Source organism: Mycolicibacterium chubuense, assembly GCF_001044255.1.
In the GTDB taxonomy this organism is placed as follows: domain Bacteria; phylum Actinomycetota; class Actinomycetes; order Mycobacteriales; family Mycobacteriaceae; genus Mycobacterium; species Mycobacterium chubuense.
The window spans coordinates 205,492-220,594 of sequence record NZ_JYNX01000038.1; the positions used below are offsets into that span (position 1 = coordinate 205,492).

14 protein-coding genes and 1 pseudogene are annotated in these 15,103 nt (G+C 68.3%); 7 read left to right on the forward strand and 8 right to left on the reverse strand.

What is annotated here, in order from left to right:
• Positions 1-8: 8 nt before the first annotated feature.
• The 5 genes from MCHUDSM44219_RS16285 (at position 9) to MCHUDSM44219_RS16305 (ending at position 4,518) form a co-directional block, all read left to right on the forward strand.
• A complete protein-coding gene (locus tag MCHUDSM44219_RS16285; RefSeq protein WP_048419274.1) occupies positions 9-278 on the forward strand; it encodes an ANTAR domain-containing protein in 270 nt (89 codons plus the stop codon).
• A gap of 99 nt (positions 279-377) precedes the next feature.
• The gene (locus tag MCHUDSM44219_RS16290) at positions 378-920 is read left to right on the forward strand and encodes a TetR/AcrR family transcriptional regulator (RefSeq protein ID WP_048419275.1); all 543 of its coding nucleotides are present in this window, start codon (positions 378-380) and stop codon (positions 918-920) included.
• A 34-nt stretch (positions 921-954) separates the two neighbouring features.
• Positions 955-2,229: a cytochrome P450 gene (locus MCHUDSM44219_RS16295; protein WP_053081274.1), complete on the forward strand. Its 1,275-nt coding sequence runs from the start codon at positions 955-957 to the stop codon at positions 2,227-2,229.
• A 144-nt stretch (positions 2,230-2,373) separates the two neighbouring features.
• On the forward strand, positions 2,374-3,831 hold the full coding sequence (locus MCHUDSM44219_RS16300) for an APC family permease (RefSeq protein WP_048419276.1): 1,458 nt from the start codon (positions 2,374-2,376) through the stop codon (positions 3,829-3,831).
• A 78-nt stretch (positions 3,832-3,909) separates the two neighbouring features.
• Entirely contained in the window at positions 3,910-4,518 is a 609-nt protein-coding gene (locus MCHUDSM44219_RS16305; protein ID WP_048419277.1) for an HD domain-containing protein, read from the forward strand.
• On the opposite strand, the gene MCHUDSM44219_RS16310 is transcribed toward MCHUDSM44219_RS16305, so the two are convergent.
• The 8 genes and pseudogenes from MCHUDSM44219_RS16310 to MCHUDSM44219_RS16345 form a co-directional block, all read right to left on the reverse strand.
• Positions 4,506-5,741 (reverse strand): acyl-CoA dehydrogenase family protein, encoded by a 1,236-nt coding sequence (locus MCHUDSM44219_RS16310; RefSeq protein WP_048419278.1) that lies wholly within the window; start codon positions 5,739-5,741, stop codon positions 4,506-4,508. The genes MCHUDSM44219_RS16305 and MCHUDSM44219_RS16310 overlap by 13 nt on opposite strands.
• Positions 5,741-6,727 (reverse strand): GNAT family N-acetyltransferase, encoded by a 987-nt coding sequence (locus tag MCHUDSM44219_RS16315; RefSeq protein WP_109777791.1) that lies wholly within the window; start codon positions 6,725-6,727, stop codon positions 5,741-5,743. The genes MCHUDSM44219_RS16310 and MCHUDSM44219_RS16315 overlap by 1 nt, the downstream gene beginning before the upstream one ends.
• A gap of 24 nt (positions 6,728-6,751) precedes the next feature.
• On the reverse strand, positions 6,752-7,960 hold the full coding sequence (locus tag MCHUDSM44219_RS16320; protein WP_048419279.1) for an acyl-CoA dehydrogenase family protein: 1,209 nt from the start codon (positions 7,958-7,960) through the stop codon (positions 6,752-6,754).
• Positions 7,957-9,497: pseudogene (locus MCHUDSM44219_RS16325) on the reverse strand (APC family permease). The gene MCHUDSM44219_RS16320 and the pseudogene MCHUDSM44219_RS16325 overlap by 4 nt, the downstream one beginning before the upstream one ends.
• Before the next feature lie 136 nt (positions 9,498-9,633).
• Positions 9,634-11,010, reverse strand: a complete 1,377-nt coding sequence (locus MCHUDSM44219_RS16330; RefSeq protein WP_048419280.1) for an LLM class flavin-dependent oxidoreductase — start codon at positions 11,008-11,010, stop codon at positions 9,634-9,636.
• The gene (locus MCHUDSM44219_RS16335) at positions 11,007-12,320 is read right to left on the reverse strand and encodes an NtaA/DmoA family FMN-dependent monooxygenase (RefSeq protein ID WP_048419281.1); all 1,314 of its coding nucleotides are present in this window, start codon (positions 12,318-12,320) and stop codon (positions 11,007-11,009) included. The genes MCHUDSM44219_RS16330 and MCHUDSM44219_RS16335 overlap by 4 nt, the downstream gene beginning before the upstream one ends.
• Positions 12,321-12,390: 70 nt before the next feature.
• Positions 12,391-13,098 carry a sensor domain-containing protein gene (locus MCHUDSM44219_RS16340; protein ID WP_413783615.1) on the reverse strand — a complete coding sequence of 236 codons (708 nt, stop codon included), beginning with the start codon at positions 13,096-13,098 and terminating at the stop codon, positions 12,391-12,393.
• 21 nt (positions 13,099-13,119) lie between these two features.
• Positions 13,120-13,854: a sensor domain-containing protein gene (locus tag MCHUDSM44219_RS16345; protein WP_048419282.1), complete on the reverse strand. Its 735-nt coding sequence runs from the start codon at positions 13,852-13,854 to the stop codon at positions 13,120-13,122.
• Between the two features lie 271 nt (positions 13,855-14,125).
• Here MCHUDSM44219_RS16345 and MCHUDSM44219_RS16350 point away from each other — a divergent pair, with 271 nt between their 5' ends.
• Positions 14,126-14,860 carry a GntR family transcriptional regulator gene (locus MCHUDSM44219_RS16350; RefSeq protein ID WP_048419283.1) on the forward strand — a complete coding sequence of 245 codons (735 nt, stop codon included), beginning with the start codon at positions 14,126-14,128 and terminating at the stop codon, positions 14,858-14,860.
• The gene (locus tag MCHUDSM44219_RS16355; protein WP_043410598.1) at positions 14,860-15,087 is read left to right on the forward strand and encodes a 4Fe-4S dicluster domain-containing protein; all 228 of its coding nucleotides are present in this window, start codon (positions 14,860-14,862) and stop codon (positions 15,085-15,087) included. Before MCHUDSM44219_RS16350 ends, MCHUDSM44219_RS16355 begins: the two co-directional genes overlap by 1 nt.
• Positions 15,088-15,103: the final 16 nt, after the last annotated feature.

A 15,103-nucleotide genomic window follows, 5' to 3' on the forward strand; every position in this document is an offset into this window, starting at 1 on the left:
TCGAACGCATGAGTTTTCGTGCCGCAGACGACACGTCTCGTCAGGTCATCGACATCGCCGTGGGCATCCTGATCGGCCTGCGGGGCTGCTCGCGCCGCGAGGCGTTCGACGAACTCGTGCGCGTCGTGCACCAGACCGGTGTCGGGTTGGGCAGCCTCGCCGCGGGACTGGTCGCCGTGGCCACCGGTTCGTCGTCGGCGGATCATGCCGAGGCGTTCGCCGCGTGGGGTGACCTTCTCGGCCCGCGGCGCCGGGCGGCGCTGTCCGCCACGGCCTGATCTCGCGCGCTCCTCTCGCGCGGGCGCACCACAGCGCGTGCGCCCGCCCGAGGGTGAACGTATCTGTCAAATTCCGAACAACCATGTACAGTTCTGAACATGGTTGTTCAGGAGGCGACGCTGCTCGAGGTGGCCACCCGGACGCTTCTCGCCCAACCGAGCGCCTCGCTGGGTGAGATCGCCGAGGCGGCCGGCATCAGCAGGACGACCCTGCACGCCCGCTTTCCCACACGCGAGGCGCTCTTGGCCGCGATGGCGCATGACGCGATGGACGTCATCGAAACCGTCTACGCCGGCAGCGGCCTCGACAGCGATGCCCCCGTCGAATCGGTGCTGGGGCGGGTGGTCGACGGAATCCTCCCACTCGGCCCGCGCGTCGAGTTCCTCCTCCGAGAGCGGTCACTGGATACCCAAACGTCGGTGACCGAGCGCTACGACCGACTCGACGCACCTCTGATCGGCTATCTCGAAAGAGCTCAGTCGCGGGGAGAACTCGGCCGCGAGATTCCGGCGTGGTGGATTGCGTGGGCATTGCTGGGAACGGTGCACACGGCATGGGAGGCCGTCGCCGACGGCCGTCTCGCCGTCCGAGACGCCCCACGGCTCATTCTCGCGATTCTGTTGAACGGCATACGGCCCTGACCCACCGGCACCCCGACCCGAGGAGAACCCCGCCATGGCGGCAACCACTCTGTTGGAGAAGGCATTCGACGTCCTGACCGCGGTTCGCGATGCTGCGTCACTGAAGTTCCTCGCGGCCATCGGCGATCCTGTCGGCCTCATCGAATCGACCGCCCACACCTCGGATGCCGGTGCGGTGCACGATCGGATCCGCCGCCTGGGGCCACTGACCCGGAGCCGGACCGGAATGTACGTCGCCAGCTCCCATGAGTTGTGCCAACAGATCTTGCGCGACCCGCGGGTCGGGGTGCGTCACAGCGATGGACGCGAATCGCTTCCCGACGAGAGTCGCTACGACGCTGACAACCTGCTCCTCGACTCCTTCCTGTCGCTGGACGACCCGGACCATGCGCGCCTGCGGCGGCTGGCGGCACCGGGATTCCGCCCAGCCGTCATCCGGACCTACGCGGCGCGGATCGAAGCCGTCGCGAATCGGCTGCTGGATCGCGTCGAGGACGCCGGTCACTTCGACCTCATCGGCGACTTCGCCGGGCCACTGCCGATCGAGGTCATCAGCGACCTCTTCGGCATCCCCGACGTCAACCGGACGCGTTTCGCCGAGATCGGCAACGTCGTGGCGCAATCTCTCGACGGCGTGACGTCGTACCGCCAGGCGCGGGAGCTCGCAGAAGCCCACCGGGAACTGATCGGGTTGTTCGACGTGCTGTCCGCCGAACGGCGAGTCCGCCCGGGCGATGACGTGATCAGCATGCTGGTCGGCGCGACAGATGCCGGAGACATGACCGCCGACGATCTGCACGCCACCTGCGCGCTCCTCCTGATCGCCGGCTTCGAGACCACCGTCAACCTGATCGGTAACGCTGTGTCGGCGATGCTGGCGGCGCGCGAGCCGTGGGAACAGCTCGTGGCCGATTCCGCTCTGGCCGACAACGCCGTCGAGGAGTCGCTGAGACTCGAACCGCCCGTTCAGCTCACCAGCAGGGTCACCCATGAGCCGATCACCCTGTGTGGCAGCCTGATTCCGACCGACAGCACGATCGTGGTCGATCTGGCCGCGGCGAACCGCGATCCCGCGGTGTTCGACGACCCGTCGGCGTTTCGGGTGAGCCGTGCGAACGCGGCCGATCATCTCGCGTTCAGTAGCGGTGTCCACTACTGCCTCGGGGCGGGACTGGCTCGCCTCGAGGGCAGCATCGCTCTGCGAACGCTCAGTCAACGCCTTCCGCGGCTGCGGACCGTGGATGGCGGTCGACGCCGACACGGAGTCACCCTTCGCGGCTTCGCCAGCCTCCCAGTCAGTTCGTCGTGAGGCCGGCGGAGACCTTCCGCACCGTCTGATCGACCACCCACGGTGGTGCAACCGACCAGCAATCGCGCTGATCGGAACTCTCCTGTGTGGGGCGCCTCCGACGTTAGTGTCCGTCGACCTGTTGCCCGGCCTCGAGGACGAACCATGGCGAATCGGATTGACGAAACCGGCGGCGCCAACGTCGCCGACGACGCGGCGGACCCCCACGCCCACCGCAGATTGCGCGGCACACTCGGCGTCTGGGGCATCGTCTTCGTCGTCGTGGCGGCCGCCTCCCCGCTCGGGGTCATCGGCGGGCCTGTGCCTCTCGGCATCGCCAGCGGCAACGGGGTGGGATTCCCGGCGATCTTCATCATCAGCACGGTCATCGTGTTGCTGTTCGCCGTAGGGTTCACCGCACTGACACCGCATGTTCCGAACGCGGGTGCGTTCTACTCCTACATCGGCAAGGGCCTCGGCCGGATCACCGGGTTCGGGTTCGCGTTCGTCGCCCTCATCTCGTATCTCGCCCTCGAAATCGGTGTGTACGGCCTCATAGGTCAAGGCGCCCAGGCGCTGTTCTCCTCCTACGGCCTTCCTGATATCCATTGGGGCATCTGGGCGTTGGCCACCCTGGTGATCGTGACCGTGCTCGGCCACCGCAACATCGACCTGTCCCGCAACGTTCTCGGTGTGCTGCTGATCGCCGAGGTGGCCATCGTCCTGGTGCTCGACGCCGTGGTCGCGGTGACCGGCGGCCACGAGGGTTTGTCCGCCGGCTTTCTCTCGCCGTCCGAGATCGTCTCGGGCGCACCCGGTATCGCGCTGCTGTTCGCGTTCCTGAGCTTCATCGGTTTCGAGGCCACCGCGGTCTTCCGTGACGAGGCGCGAGATCCGCTGCGCACCATTCCCCGCGCGACGTTCCTGGCCCTGCTGCTGATCGGCGCGTTCTACACGGTGTCGACGTGGGCGCTGATCACGGCCTGGGGCGACAGTCGCGTGGTCGAGCAGGCGGTTGCCGATCCATCGGGTCTGCTGCCGGGTGCCACCCAGGAGTATCTGGGGACCGTGGGACTGCACATCGTGCAGGTGCTGTTCGTGACCAGCCTGTTCGCGTGCATCCTGTCGTTCCACAACGTCGTTGCCCGCTATGTGTTCACGCTGTCCAACCGCAAGGTCTTCCCGGCCTCGCTCGGGGAGGCGCACGTACATCACGCCTCTCCGCACCTGGCGTCCGGCCTGGACGGAATCGTGGTACTGGTCTTTCTCGTGGCCGGGATCGCGCTCGGTCTGGATCCGGTCACGCAGTTCTACACCTGGCTGGCCGGGATCTCCACCGTCGGCATCATCATCTTGCTCATCGCGACGAGCGTCGCGGTCCTGGCGTTCTTCGCGCGACGACGACGATCCGGCGATCTGGACGTCTCGGTGTGGCGGGCCTTCGTCGCACCGGGGATCGGTCTGGTCGGTCTCGTCGCGGTGCTGTTGCTGGTGTTCCAGAACCTGCCGGTTCTGGTCGGCGGCTCGACGCCGATCGCGATCGGCGTGGTGGTGCTGCTCGTCGCGGTGTTCGCTGCCGGCGCCGCGATCGCGGCAAGACGTCCGCAGGTGACGCTGGAATGATCTCACGGCGCCCGGAATGTGCACCGCATCGCCCGTGATGGCGCCAGGCGGGCCACCGCGCCCACCTAGGATGGCGCCGTGACGTCGCCTGAGATCTTTCCCAACGTGCCACTAGTGGAGGAGATCCTCGAGTCCCATCGCCCCCGCGCGCACGGCGACGACGCCGGTTACGACGCGTACAAAGCGCACGTCTACCGGGTGGTGAATTACGCCCGTGCGCTGACACCCGACGCGCCGGACCGCGACGACAAGCTGGCGATCGCGGTGGCGTTCCACGACCTCGCCGCATTCGAAACGCTGGACTATCTCGTCCCGTCGATCGAGGCGCAGGACGCCTGGCTGCAGCAGACCGGCCGCGAGAGTTGGTCCGACGAACTGGCGGTCGTCATCGCCGAACACCACCGGTTCTCCGGGTACGACTCGTCGCGTCCGTACTCGCCGCTGGTCGAGGCAGTTCGCCGCGCTGATCTGGTCGACGTCAGCCAGGGACTGATCCGCTTCGGCCTCCCCCGCTCCTACGTGAAAGAAGTTCGCGCCACCTTCGACGCCGGCCCCTTCTTCAGGCGGGTGATCCCGCAGGCCGCACTGCGGACCATCCGCACACTTCAGCAGCCCGGCTTTGTGCGGCCCGGTAACGCATTGGTCAGATCAGGTCACCAGGGCGCAGACAGGGGTCAGACGCCCTGACCGCCGCGGTGGCGGGCAACGAGGTCGGGCACCGGGTCCTTGCCGTTGATCAGCCAGTCCCCGATGATCCGCGCCTTGTACACGCGGGGGTTGTGCGAGGCCAGGGTCCGCGCATTGCGCCAGTGCCGGTCCAACGCAAGACCTTCCGAGACGCCGGAGGCGCCGAGGGCATCGAAGATCGCGGTCGTCGCGCGCAGCGCACTGGCGATGATCACCAATTGAGCTTGTGACACGGCGATCTCGGCATCGATCAACGGCTGTCGGACTTGCGATCCATGCCCGGCGATCCGTATCGCGACCACCGCGTCGAGGCTCTGCGCGGCGCGCGCCAGGGCCGATTCGGCGGCGAACGCCTCGGCCGACACCTCACCGATCACCTGCAGCAGCTGTGGATCATCGGCCGGACGCTCAGCCAGACCCTGTGGGTAGTTGCGGGCACGGTCGATCAGTGCCGCGGATCCGTCCCGCAGCGCCGCCCGCGTGATTCCGGTCAGCACCGACAGCATCGCGATCTGGTAGAAGTGCGGCTGGTAGCCGAAGCGCTCGGCCGCCGGGAACACGTCACCACGCTCGGCGCGCACCCCGTCGTAGCGTGCCGATCCGCTGGCGGTGGTGCGCTGCCCGAAGCCCCGCCAATCGTCGACCAGCGTCACGCCCGGATCGTCCGCCCGGACCAGTGCCGTCAGGAGTTCGCCGCGTTCGTCGCGGCCGATGACGTCGAGCCAGTCGGCGTACAAGCTGCCCGTGGCATAGTATTTCGAGCCTGTCACCACCCAGTGATCGTCGCGTGCGGTCACGGTGGTCACCATGTTGGCCAGCGTGACGTTGTTGGCCTCCGTCCAACCGCCGCCCACGAAGTCGCCGTGCAGGAAACGTTTGATCCACCGGTCGTTGGTGTCGGAGACCTCGGCGTTGAGCCGGTCCTCCACGAACGCGAGGTGATTGCGCCAGATGTGGGACACGTTCGCGTCGGCGACGGCGAGGTCGGACAGCAGCTCGAACGTCTGCTCCAGCGTCGCACCGAATCCGCCGCGCGACTGCGGGATTCGTATCGTGCCGAAACCCGCGTCGTTGAGCCATCGCACCTGCTGCCGCGGAAACTCGCGGTCGCGCTCACGTGCGACATTGCCCTCAGCGATGCGGTCGAAGATCGGCTGGAAGCGGCCGCGCAGATCCGCGATGGCCGCGGTACCGGGCTCCAGGTAGGACGGGCCGGCCGGCATCAGGCGGCACCGTCGATGCGGTAGGCCGACGAGTGTTCGACGGCCCGGTAGCCCAGCCGGTGATACAGCACGTGGGCATTGGTGCGGTTGTGGATGTCGGTGCCCAGCGACGCGACGGTCAGGCCTCTGTGCAGCGCTGCCAGCCAGATGCGTTTCAGGAGCAGTTCGGCGATTCCCCGGCGGCGCTGATCGGCCCTGACCCCGATGTAATCGGTATGGGCGCTTCGCTCTTCGTCCGGGGCGACGCCGGCGGTGAACAGAGATCCCAGCACGTAGCCGACCACCGCGCCGGTCTCGTCGAGTGCGGCGACGCTGAAATCGGGAGCGAACGACCGACTGTGGATGTGGTGTTCCCACAGCTCGGGGGTCTTCGACATGTTGCCGAAGTGCTCGAGGAAGGTGTCGAACTGTAGTCGGCGCACCTGCTCGCCGAGGTCGCGAGCGATGACCTCGGGCCAGCCGATCACCGTCACCCCGGGAATCGCGACACCGGTCAGCAGCCCTGCGTCCTCGTCGTGCAGGGGTTTGCGGGTCCGGATGAACTGGCCCTCCTCGACGGCGCCGCGACGCAGCAGGGCATCGATCACCGCCCGTTGGGCGGTACTGACGATGGTGCGGAAGAACGAACCCGGGATCGCGGTGCTCTCGGTGGCGAACCGGTCGAGGACGAACGCGACGACGGCGTCGGCCAGATCCTGTGGCACCGCAGGATCGAGTGCGAAGTCGGCGAACAGTTCCGGTTCCACCCCGTGCGGCCGGTTCAGCGACGCGTATCCACGCACCCGCCCGGATCCGTCCCGCGCCACCGTGGCGGCTCCCGGGAAGGCGCCGGCGAGTTGTTCGGCCACGTCGCGGGAATCGGCGGCGAACTTGCGTCCCCCGAGACCCGCTGTGGTGGCCAGGAAGTCGGCGATCAGTGGGTAATCGCGCTCAGTGGCGGGCGCCACCGACCAGTTGTCCACACCCCGCAGGTAGGTCACAGTCATCGTTTTCACTCTCGTCGGGCAACGTCAGGAATAGAAACCGGGAGACGGCTCGACGCCGTCGAGCACATAGGCGCCGATCTGCACCTGCTTGTGCGGCAGCGGATCGTGCAGGCTCAGCGTTCTGGCGTTGCGCCAGAAACGATCCAAGCCCGTCGCGGCGGCACTGGAACGGGCGCCTGTCACCTCGAACAGCCGGCTCGAGACCTCGAGGGCGACCTCGCTGGCGTGCACCCTCGCCGCGTTGATCAGCGTGACGGCGTCGGCGCGGTGCGCCCAGGACAGGTCGTCGCCCGCCTCCCGCACCGCGTCGAGTGCGGCGTTCGCGCGATCGGTCAGCGCGATCGCGGACTGCACCTGCGTCCACAGCCGGCCATACCGCTCCCGCACCAACGGATCCTCCGTCGCACGCGAATGGGGCGATTCCACCCACGCCCGCGACCGGGCGCGGGTGTAGTCCGCGGCCTCCTCGAGGGCGCCGACCGCGATGCCGGTGAAAATGGTGGCGAACCCGGCGTACATGTGCAGCACGTCGAGATGATCCGCGGCGCTGGACTCCTCCACCCCGTACCCGTAGCCGATGATGTCGCCGGTGCGCGCCTCGACATGGGTCAACGTGGTCGTCCCACTGACGGTGAGCCGCTGACCGACGTTGTCCCAGTCCCCACCGAAGGACACGCCGGGCGCGGCGGCGTCGACGTGAAAGGTGGCCAGCTGGCCGGCGACGTCATTGCCGAGCAGCACCGTGCCCTCGTCGAAGGCCGCCCACACTACGAGGACATCGGCGAGGGCGGCGCCGCTGGTGAACGGCTTGGTCCCGGTGAGCCGGAAACCCTGCGGAGTCTGCGTGGCCGTGATCAGCGGTGGGTAGGCGGCCTGGGCGACGGTCCCGTTGAACAGTCGCCCCTCGGCGATGCGGCGGGCGCGCTCGGGCCCGACGAACCCGTTCTCGCCCCGGGTGCCCGCAAGGCTACCGAAATAGTGGTACAGCAGCACGTGCGCCACCGACGAGTCGGCCTGCGCCACGGCTCCGATCACCGCGGCCACCTCCGACCACGACGCTCCACCCCCGCCGTGCTCACGCGGGACGAAGATGCCCAGAAGCCCGGCATCCCTGAGCAGCTCCACCTCGGCGCGCGGCGCGGCACCCGATCGATCCCGCTGCGCGGCATCGCTTTTCAACGACTCCCGGACGGAATGGGCAGCCTCGAGCCATGACGGTGCGAGGACGGTCACCGCACCACCTGTTCCTGCTCGACCCGGGACTCCGGATCCTCGTCATCGTCACGGCGGCCCAGGACGTCGAGGATGCCCTCGTCGGCGAGGCGCTGCTTCTCCTCGTCGGACAGCGTCTGGATGGTGCCGACACGACGCGCGACCTCAGGCTTGGTGCGCTTCAGATACGCGTACCAGATCAGGCCGGCCCCGAGGATCGCCGCGAAGATGAACGGCAGGATGTTGTAGGGGAACTCGGGCACCGGGTAGAAGTTGCTCACGATGACGTAGCCGAGGGCCAGGGTGGCCGCGGCGGACACCGCGAGCCGGGCAGGCGTCAGGGCCTTGATCTTTCGGAGCCAGATCGGGGTCGCGATCACGACCAGCAGGTAACTGATCAGGAATCCCCACGTCGCCACGTACCCCCCGTAGACGTCGAACACCAGCCGGCCCGCCGAGCTGAAGGTCGCGACCACGGAGAACACCAGCGCGAGCAGTCCGATGAACAGCACTCCGACAGACGGCGTCTTGTACTTCGGGTGCACGCGGGCCAGCGCCGCCGGCAGCGCCCCTCGTGCGCGAACGTGAACAGTGATCGGGCGCCGGCGGTGGTGACTGCGGTGACGAACACGATGAACGCCACCGCGACCGCAGCACTGACGACCTGATTCACCCAGTGCACACCGACGCTGTCGGCCAGCTGCGGGAGCACCGCCTTGTCCGGATCGATGTCGTCGAAGAACAGGATCTGCGGGTACGTCGCGGCGATGTAGAGCACCCCGAGCAGCAGCACCACCCGCAGCAGCGACCGGGCGATGGTGCGGTGCGCGTCCTTGGCCTCGGCTCCCAGGGAGGCGACGCTCTCGAAGCCCGCGTAGGAGCCGACGGCGGTGACCGCGGCGATGAACGTCGCACTGACGGTGAGATGCTTGGGATCCCATTGCTCCCAGTCGATGTGGAAGCCGTAGCTGATGTAGGCGCCGACGATGATCACGAGAATCGATGCGATCGCGATCAGTTCGAAGATGAGCTCGTAGCGCGCGGAGATCGACACACCGCGATAGGGCAGATACACGGCCGCGCCGACGACAACGACGACCAGGAGCAGGCGGAACCAGTGCGCCTGCGAGCCGAGTCCGACCGACTCGAGGAAGGAGTCCAGATACAGCACGCCGCCCAGGGTCCCCGTGGTGGCGAAGCCGATGTAGCCGATCAACAGGCTGAACCCGGCGGCGAACGCGAAGCCCGGACCCAGCCCATTGCCCGTGTAGGTGCCCAGCGAGCCCGAGGACACAGTGCGCTTTGCCTGGAAGCTGATGGTGGCGGCGATCAGAACGGCGATGAGGAGGCCGACGAGCACCGCCCAGGCGGCTCCCTTGCCCGCTGCGACGAACAGGGAGAAGGGCACGACGGCGACGGCCACGCTGGGTGCGGCGGCCGCGAGTCCCTGCGCGAACACGCCCCAGAAGCCGACGGCGTCGCGCTCCAGGCCGGTGCCCTCCGCGGAGGCCAGCGGACGCCCGGACAGGGCCACCTCGGGGCGAATGGGTGTGGACATGTTCAGCTGCCTTCCCGACTGAAGCGCACTACGGCTGCCTGCGTGGCATGCACGTAAGCTCAAGTCGCTCAGTCGATTTAACGTGATGGTTATCTGTGTGACACGGTGCCTGATGGTGGGCTCGAGGTGTGAGCCATCAAATCGACAAGATTCTTTTCCGCCGGTACCTCGATGCGGGGTGGTCGTCGGGCAGCCATGCCGAACCACCGAAGAGTCTCTCCCGCAACGTCACTGAACCATCCTGCGCACCCGTGCGGCCGCGGCGTCGAAGCTCGGGGATCAGATGTTCGACGACGTCGACGAAGCTGCCCGGGGTCACGTGATAGGCGATGTTGAAGCCGTCCACCCCCGTGGCTTCGGCGTAGCCCTCGAGGTCGTCGGCCACGGTGCGCGCAGAACCGACGAACAGGCGTCCGCCGAAGCCGCCGAGCCCGCCGACGTAGTCGCGCAGGGTGATGCCGTGCCGGTCGCCGTCGACCGCCGCCAGGATCGACCGGCTCGCATCGGTGTCGAACTGCTCGATGGGACGGTCGACACCGTAGCGGGACCAGTCGACACCGCTCAGGGCGGACAGCAGCACCAGCCCGCCCTCCAGATCGTGGTAGGAGGCCAGGTCGTCGGCCTTGGCCCGGGCCGCCGAATCGCTGCCGTCGACCACGATCTCGACCGAGGTGAGGAACTTGATCGAGCGGGGATCTCGACCATGGCGGTGCGCCCGCCGACGGACATCGTCGATGTTGGCCCGCAGCACGTCCGGACGGGGGTCGCTGGCGAACACCAGTTCGGCGTTGCGCGCCGCGAATTCGCGCCCGGCGGGCGATGTTCCGGCCTGAAACAGCACCGGGGTGCGCTGTGGCGAAGGCTCGACGAGGTGGGCGCCGGGCACGCTGAAGTATTCGCCGTCGTGGCGGATCGGGTGAACACGGCTCGCCTCGGTGTACACCCCGCGGCGGTGGTCGCGGACCACCGCGTCGGGCTCCCAGGAGCCTTCCCACAGCTTGAACGTCACGTCGACGAACTCCTCGGCGATCGCGTAGCGCTCGTCGTGCGGGATCTGCCGGTCACGGCCGATGATGTTGCGGGCCGCGCTGTCCAGCAGCGAGGTCACGATGTTCCAGCCGATCCGTCCGTCGGTGAGGTGGTCGAGCGTGCTGAACTTGCGGGCCAGCAGATAGGGGTGTTCATAGGTGGTGGACACCGTGACGCCGAAGCCGAGCCGTTCGGTGGCGGCGGCCATCGCCGACACCGCCAACAACGGGTCGGTGACCGGCGTCTGGACTGCCCGGGTCAACGCAGCCGAGGCACCGCCGCCGTAGACGTCGAGTTGTCCGACCGCGTCGGCCAGGAACAGCACGTCGAATCCGCCGGCGTCGAGCGTGGTGGCGAGGTCGACCCAGTAGCGGATGTCGGTGTACCGGGAGGTCTGGTCCTCCGGGTGCCGCCAGAGCCCGTAGTTGCCGTGCGAGACGGTCGACATCGTGAACGCCGACAACACGAACGGGTCGCCGGTCATGACGCCACCTCGTAGCGGTTGGCCGGCACCGCCAACCCGAGGTGGTCGCGCAGGGTCGCACCGCGATACTCATGCCGGAACAATCCTCGTTTGCGCAGCACGGGAACCACCTGCTCGGCGAAGAGCCGGAATTGACCGGGCAATCCGGAGTCTTGAAGCACGAAGCCGTCTGATGCCTGCGTCGACGTCCACCGCTCGATCTCGTCGGCGATCTGCTCGGGTGTGCCGACGACGCGCGCACCCCAGCCACTGACCGTGCGCCAGAGGAATTCGCGCACCGTCGGATTGCCGTCGGTCGCCAGCGCGCGGTATCCCGCCAGCGCCGTCTGGTGCGTTTCGGTCGTCTCGGGGAAAGCCGATGCGGGCACCGGACCGTCCAGATCGGCGTCGGTGACGTCGACGTCGACCTCGAGAAGCCAGCCCGCCTGATATTCGGGGCTGAAGTACTCGTAGGCGGTCTGTTCCGCGCGCCGCGCCTCGTCCTCGGTGGACCCGACGATGAACCGCAGGGACGGCGTGATCAGGGGTGGACGTTCGCGGCCCTGCCGGGCCGCCTCGTCGTGGATACGACGGTAGAACGCGCGAGCCCGGTCGACATCGCCCTGTCCGGTGAAGATGACCTCCGCGTGGCGTGCCGCGAACACGCTTCCGGTGTCCGAGGATCCGGCCTGGAAGACCACCGGGCGGCCCTGCACCGAGCGGGCCGCGCCGAGAGGACCTTTGACGTCGAAGTAGGGGCCGTGGTGGTCGGGCACGTGGATCCTGGTCACGTCGTGATAGATGCCGGCCGCCCTGTCGGCGACAACGGCGCCGTCACCCCAGGAGTCCCAGAGCTTTTCGACGACGTCGATGGCCTCGTCGGCGATGCGGTATCGCTCGTCGTGGTCGACGACGTCTCGCGCGCTGAAGTTCTCGGCCGCGGCCCGGGCGAAGCTCGTCACCAGGTTCCACCCGGTCCGTCCGCCGCTGAGATGGTCGAGCGAGAGTAGTTGGCGTGCCAGGTGGTAGGGATGTTGCAGGGTCGCCGATCCGGTGAGCACCAATCCGATGCGCTCGGTCACCGACGACAACGCCGCCGCGGTCGTGAACGGCTCGAAGTCCTCGGTCGTCTTGTAGGCCCAGGTGGCGGGCGGGCCGAAGTTCAGACCGTCGGCGAAGAACACCGCGTCGAACGTGGCCGCCTCCGCGGCCCTGACGTGGTCGATCAGCCGACGCCGCACAGCTTCCGGCGTGCTGTCGATGGCGGGATGTCGCCACGGGCCCGCCGAGCGGGTGTTGCCGAAGGTCAGGAGGTGCACTTCACGCGTCACGCCCGAAAGCTATGGCGCGGCGGGTCATCGGGGCGATGGTTGCAACCGCCGAGAGCGCAACTCGGCCCGGCTACTTCCGGGCCTTCTGGACCATCGCCGTGGCGATCTCGGCTGCCTCACCGTTGATGCTGTAGCCGCACGCCCACGCCTCGACCGTCGCGTTGGACACCGCCGACAGCGCGTGCTGGCACTCCCAGCCGTCGGCGCCCTGCTGTGTGGTCATCTGGGTGATCAGGTTGACGCCGCCCGCGTCGGTGGCGTCGACGTCCCCCAGCTGCCACGAGTACTCACCGTCGCCGACGTCGATCGACTCATTGGCGCAGCCCTGCCAGATCGTGAAGGACGTGTCCACGAACGTCGTGGCCGCCTGCGCCGTGGGATAGAGCACCGCCGTCTGCTCGACCCAGTGGTCGTTGTCGTCGCTGGGTTCGCGGGCCACTTGATCGCGCACCGCCGTCCACCCCGTACGGGCGTACACCGGCTCCTCGGCGCCGTAGACCGCCCCGAGGCAGTCGGGATCCGACACCTCGTCGGAGTGGTCGGTCATCTGATCGAGTTCGCCGGTGACTTGCATCTGGGTGCTGCCCATGATCCCGTTGACCTCGCCGATCGTGAGTATCAAGCGGCCCAGGGCGGCCTCGTCGAGCACACCGACATCCACGGGGGCGGCCCCCTGGGCACGCACGGCGGCGCCCTCTACGGTGCTCACACAGCCGCAGAGCAGCCCGGACGCCGCCAGCAGCAGACTGCAGAGGCGACGCGTCGGCACAGGTTTCACCGCGCCATTGTCCACCGACGCTCAGCGCTGTGTCGTGATCTTGTTCAGAATCAGGTCGGCGACGCCGACGGCGGGCCGGGCAGCCTGGTCGGTGGGGCGGGGGTCGGCGAGGTCGACCTCGACGATGCAGTCGCCGGCCAGCCCGATCGCACGCAGCGCGGTCGGCGATGCGGTGCCCGCCGCCGTGTGCAGCACGCTCGCCGATACCACTTGGCGCTCGAAGCTGACGTCGGCGATCCTGCTGAGCTCGTCGCCGCCGTCGCCGGCCTCGTGCCGCGTCACCGTCGCTCCGTTGCACCGGCGCCAGCGCTCGGTCGCGGCGACGAAGAATTCCTGCGCGGCAGCCGCACTCGTCATCTGCACCACGCCGAAGAAGCCGGTCACCGGTGGACCGTCGAACCCACCTCCCGCCCAGGAGTTCGTGGCGACCGACTGCACCGGGCTGCCGTCGTAGACGGCCTGCTGTAGCCGGTAGGCGGCCCCGGCACAGTCGGGAGGGCTGGTCTCGCCGGCCCCGACGCTGCGCAGCAGCATGTCCGCGCCGCCTTCGACGAGTTGTCCGGCGAAGCCGTTGGGTCCGGTCTCCAGCGTCGTCGACAACTCCTGCGCCGTGGGCAGGAAGTGCCCCAGCGGTATCGCCGCCGTCGGCTTGGCGGCCTCGACGATCCGGACGACAGGTCGGTCGTCCACCGGAGCCCCGGCGCAGCCGGCCAGGACGGCGCACGCACCGGCGAGCGCCGCGAGTTTGGTGGACACCCCCCTTCGATAGCATGCCGCGGCCGTGCGCGCGACCGCTTCGGCGAGAACCGGCGGGTGCCGCCGTGGACTTCTGCTCACCGGGATCGCAAAGTGTCCCGCCGCCGCGGTGGTGGCGCAAAGGCGGCGCCCACCCCGGTCCGCGCAGGTCCCCGCGGGTCCCCGGTGGCGCAATACCGCCACGTACCTCAGCTCCCCTGTCGGCGTCGCCGGATCGGGGCCCGACCCCGTTTAGCGTCGCCGACAGCGCTTTCCCGCCAGGAGGTGAACAGTGACAGAGCCGACCCCGCTACGCCGGCCGCGCGCCGACCAGGCACGTCTGGTGGCCGACGTCGTGCGCCACCAGATCCACGCCGGCGGTTATCCGGACGGGCTGCCCACCGAAGCCGAACTGGCCGCCGAGTTCCTGGTGTCGCGCAACGCCGTGCGGCAGGCGCTCGCCGTGCTCAAGGCCGAGGGCCTCATCGACCGCGAACCCAAGGTCGGCACGCGGGTCGCGGTCCGCAAGTACGACCACGGCCTCAATCACCTCGTCGGGTTGAAGGAGACGTTCCGGGATTACGGCGAGATCCGCAACGAGGTCCGCGCCGCGATGACCGTCAGCGCCCCGCCGTCGGTGGCGGCCCGGCTCGCCGTCGCGCCCGGCGAACCGGTGGTGTTCATCGAGCGGCTGCGCTATCTGGGGGACCTGCCGCTGAGTCTGGACATGACCTACCTCGCGCGAGACATCGGCGACGCCGTCCTCGAGCACTCCCTGGAGCACAATGACGTGTTCGCGCTCATCGAGCTCGTCACCGGACAGCGGCTCGGCGGGGCCGACGTCGCGGTGGAGGCCGTGTCGGCCGACCCGCACTCCGCGGCCATCCTGCAGGTGCCGCAGTCCGCGTCACTGCTGCTGCTCGAGCGGCTCGCCCATCTCGACGACGGCCGCCCCGTCGATCTCGAGTACATCCGGTTGCGCGGTGATCGAATCACGCTGCGCAGCAATCTGATCAGAGGAGAATGATGGCCCAGGCCACCCAGCGCGTCGACGTCCCGGTCACCATCGACGAATCCCTGTGCATCGAGGGCTGCACGCTGTGCGTGGAGATCTGTCCCCTCGACTCACTGGCCATCAACCCCGACAACGGCAAGGCGTTCATGCACGTCGACGAATGCTGGTACTGCGGCCCCTGCGCCGCCCGTTGTCCCACCGGCGCCGTCACCGTCAACATGCCCTACCTCCTGCGATGAAAGCCCGGAACCCTCG

Excerpts from the sequence above, each read along its gene's own strand:
- MCHUDSM44219_RS16285 (WP_048419274.1), top strand. The coding sequence starts at position 9 with ATGAGTTTTCGTGCCGCAGACGACACGTCTCGTCAGGTCATCGACATC.
- MCHUDSM44219_RS16290 (WP_048419275.1), top strand. The coding sequence starts at position 378 with ATGGTTGTTCAGGAGGCGACGCTGCTCGAGGTGGCCACCCGGACGCTT.
- MCHUDSM44219_RS16295 (WP_053081274.1), top strand. The coding sequence starts at position 955 with ATGGCGGCAACCACTCTGTTGGAGAAGGCATTCGACGTCCTGACCGCG.
- MCHUDSM44219_RS16300 (WP_048419276.1), top strand. The coding sequence starts at position 2,374 with ATGGCGAATCGGATTGACGAAACCGGCGGCGCCAACGTCGCCGACGAC.
- MCHUDSM44219_RS16310 (WP_048419278.1), bottom strand. The coding sequence starts at position 5,741 with ATGCCGGCCGGCCCGTCCTACCTGGAGCCCGGTACCGCGGCCATCGCG.
- MCHUDSM44219_RS16315 (WP_109777791.1), bottom strand. The coding sequence starts at position 6,727 with ATGACTGTGACCTACCTGCGGGGTGTGGACAACTGGTCGGTGGCGCCC.
- MCHUDSM44219_RS16330 (WP_048419280.1), bottom strand. The coding sequence starts at position 11,010 with ATGACCGGCGACCCGTTCGTGTTGTCGGCGTTCACGATGTCGACCGTC.
- MCHUDSM44219_RS16355 (WP_043410598.1), top strand. The coding sequence starts at position 14,860 with ATGGCCCAGGCCACCCAGCGCGTCGACGTCCCGGTCACCATCGACGAA.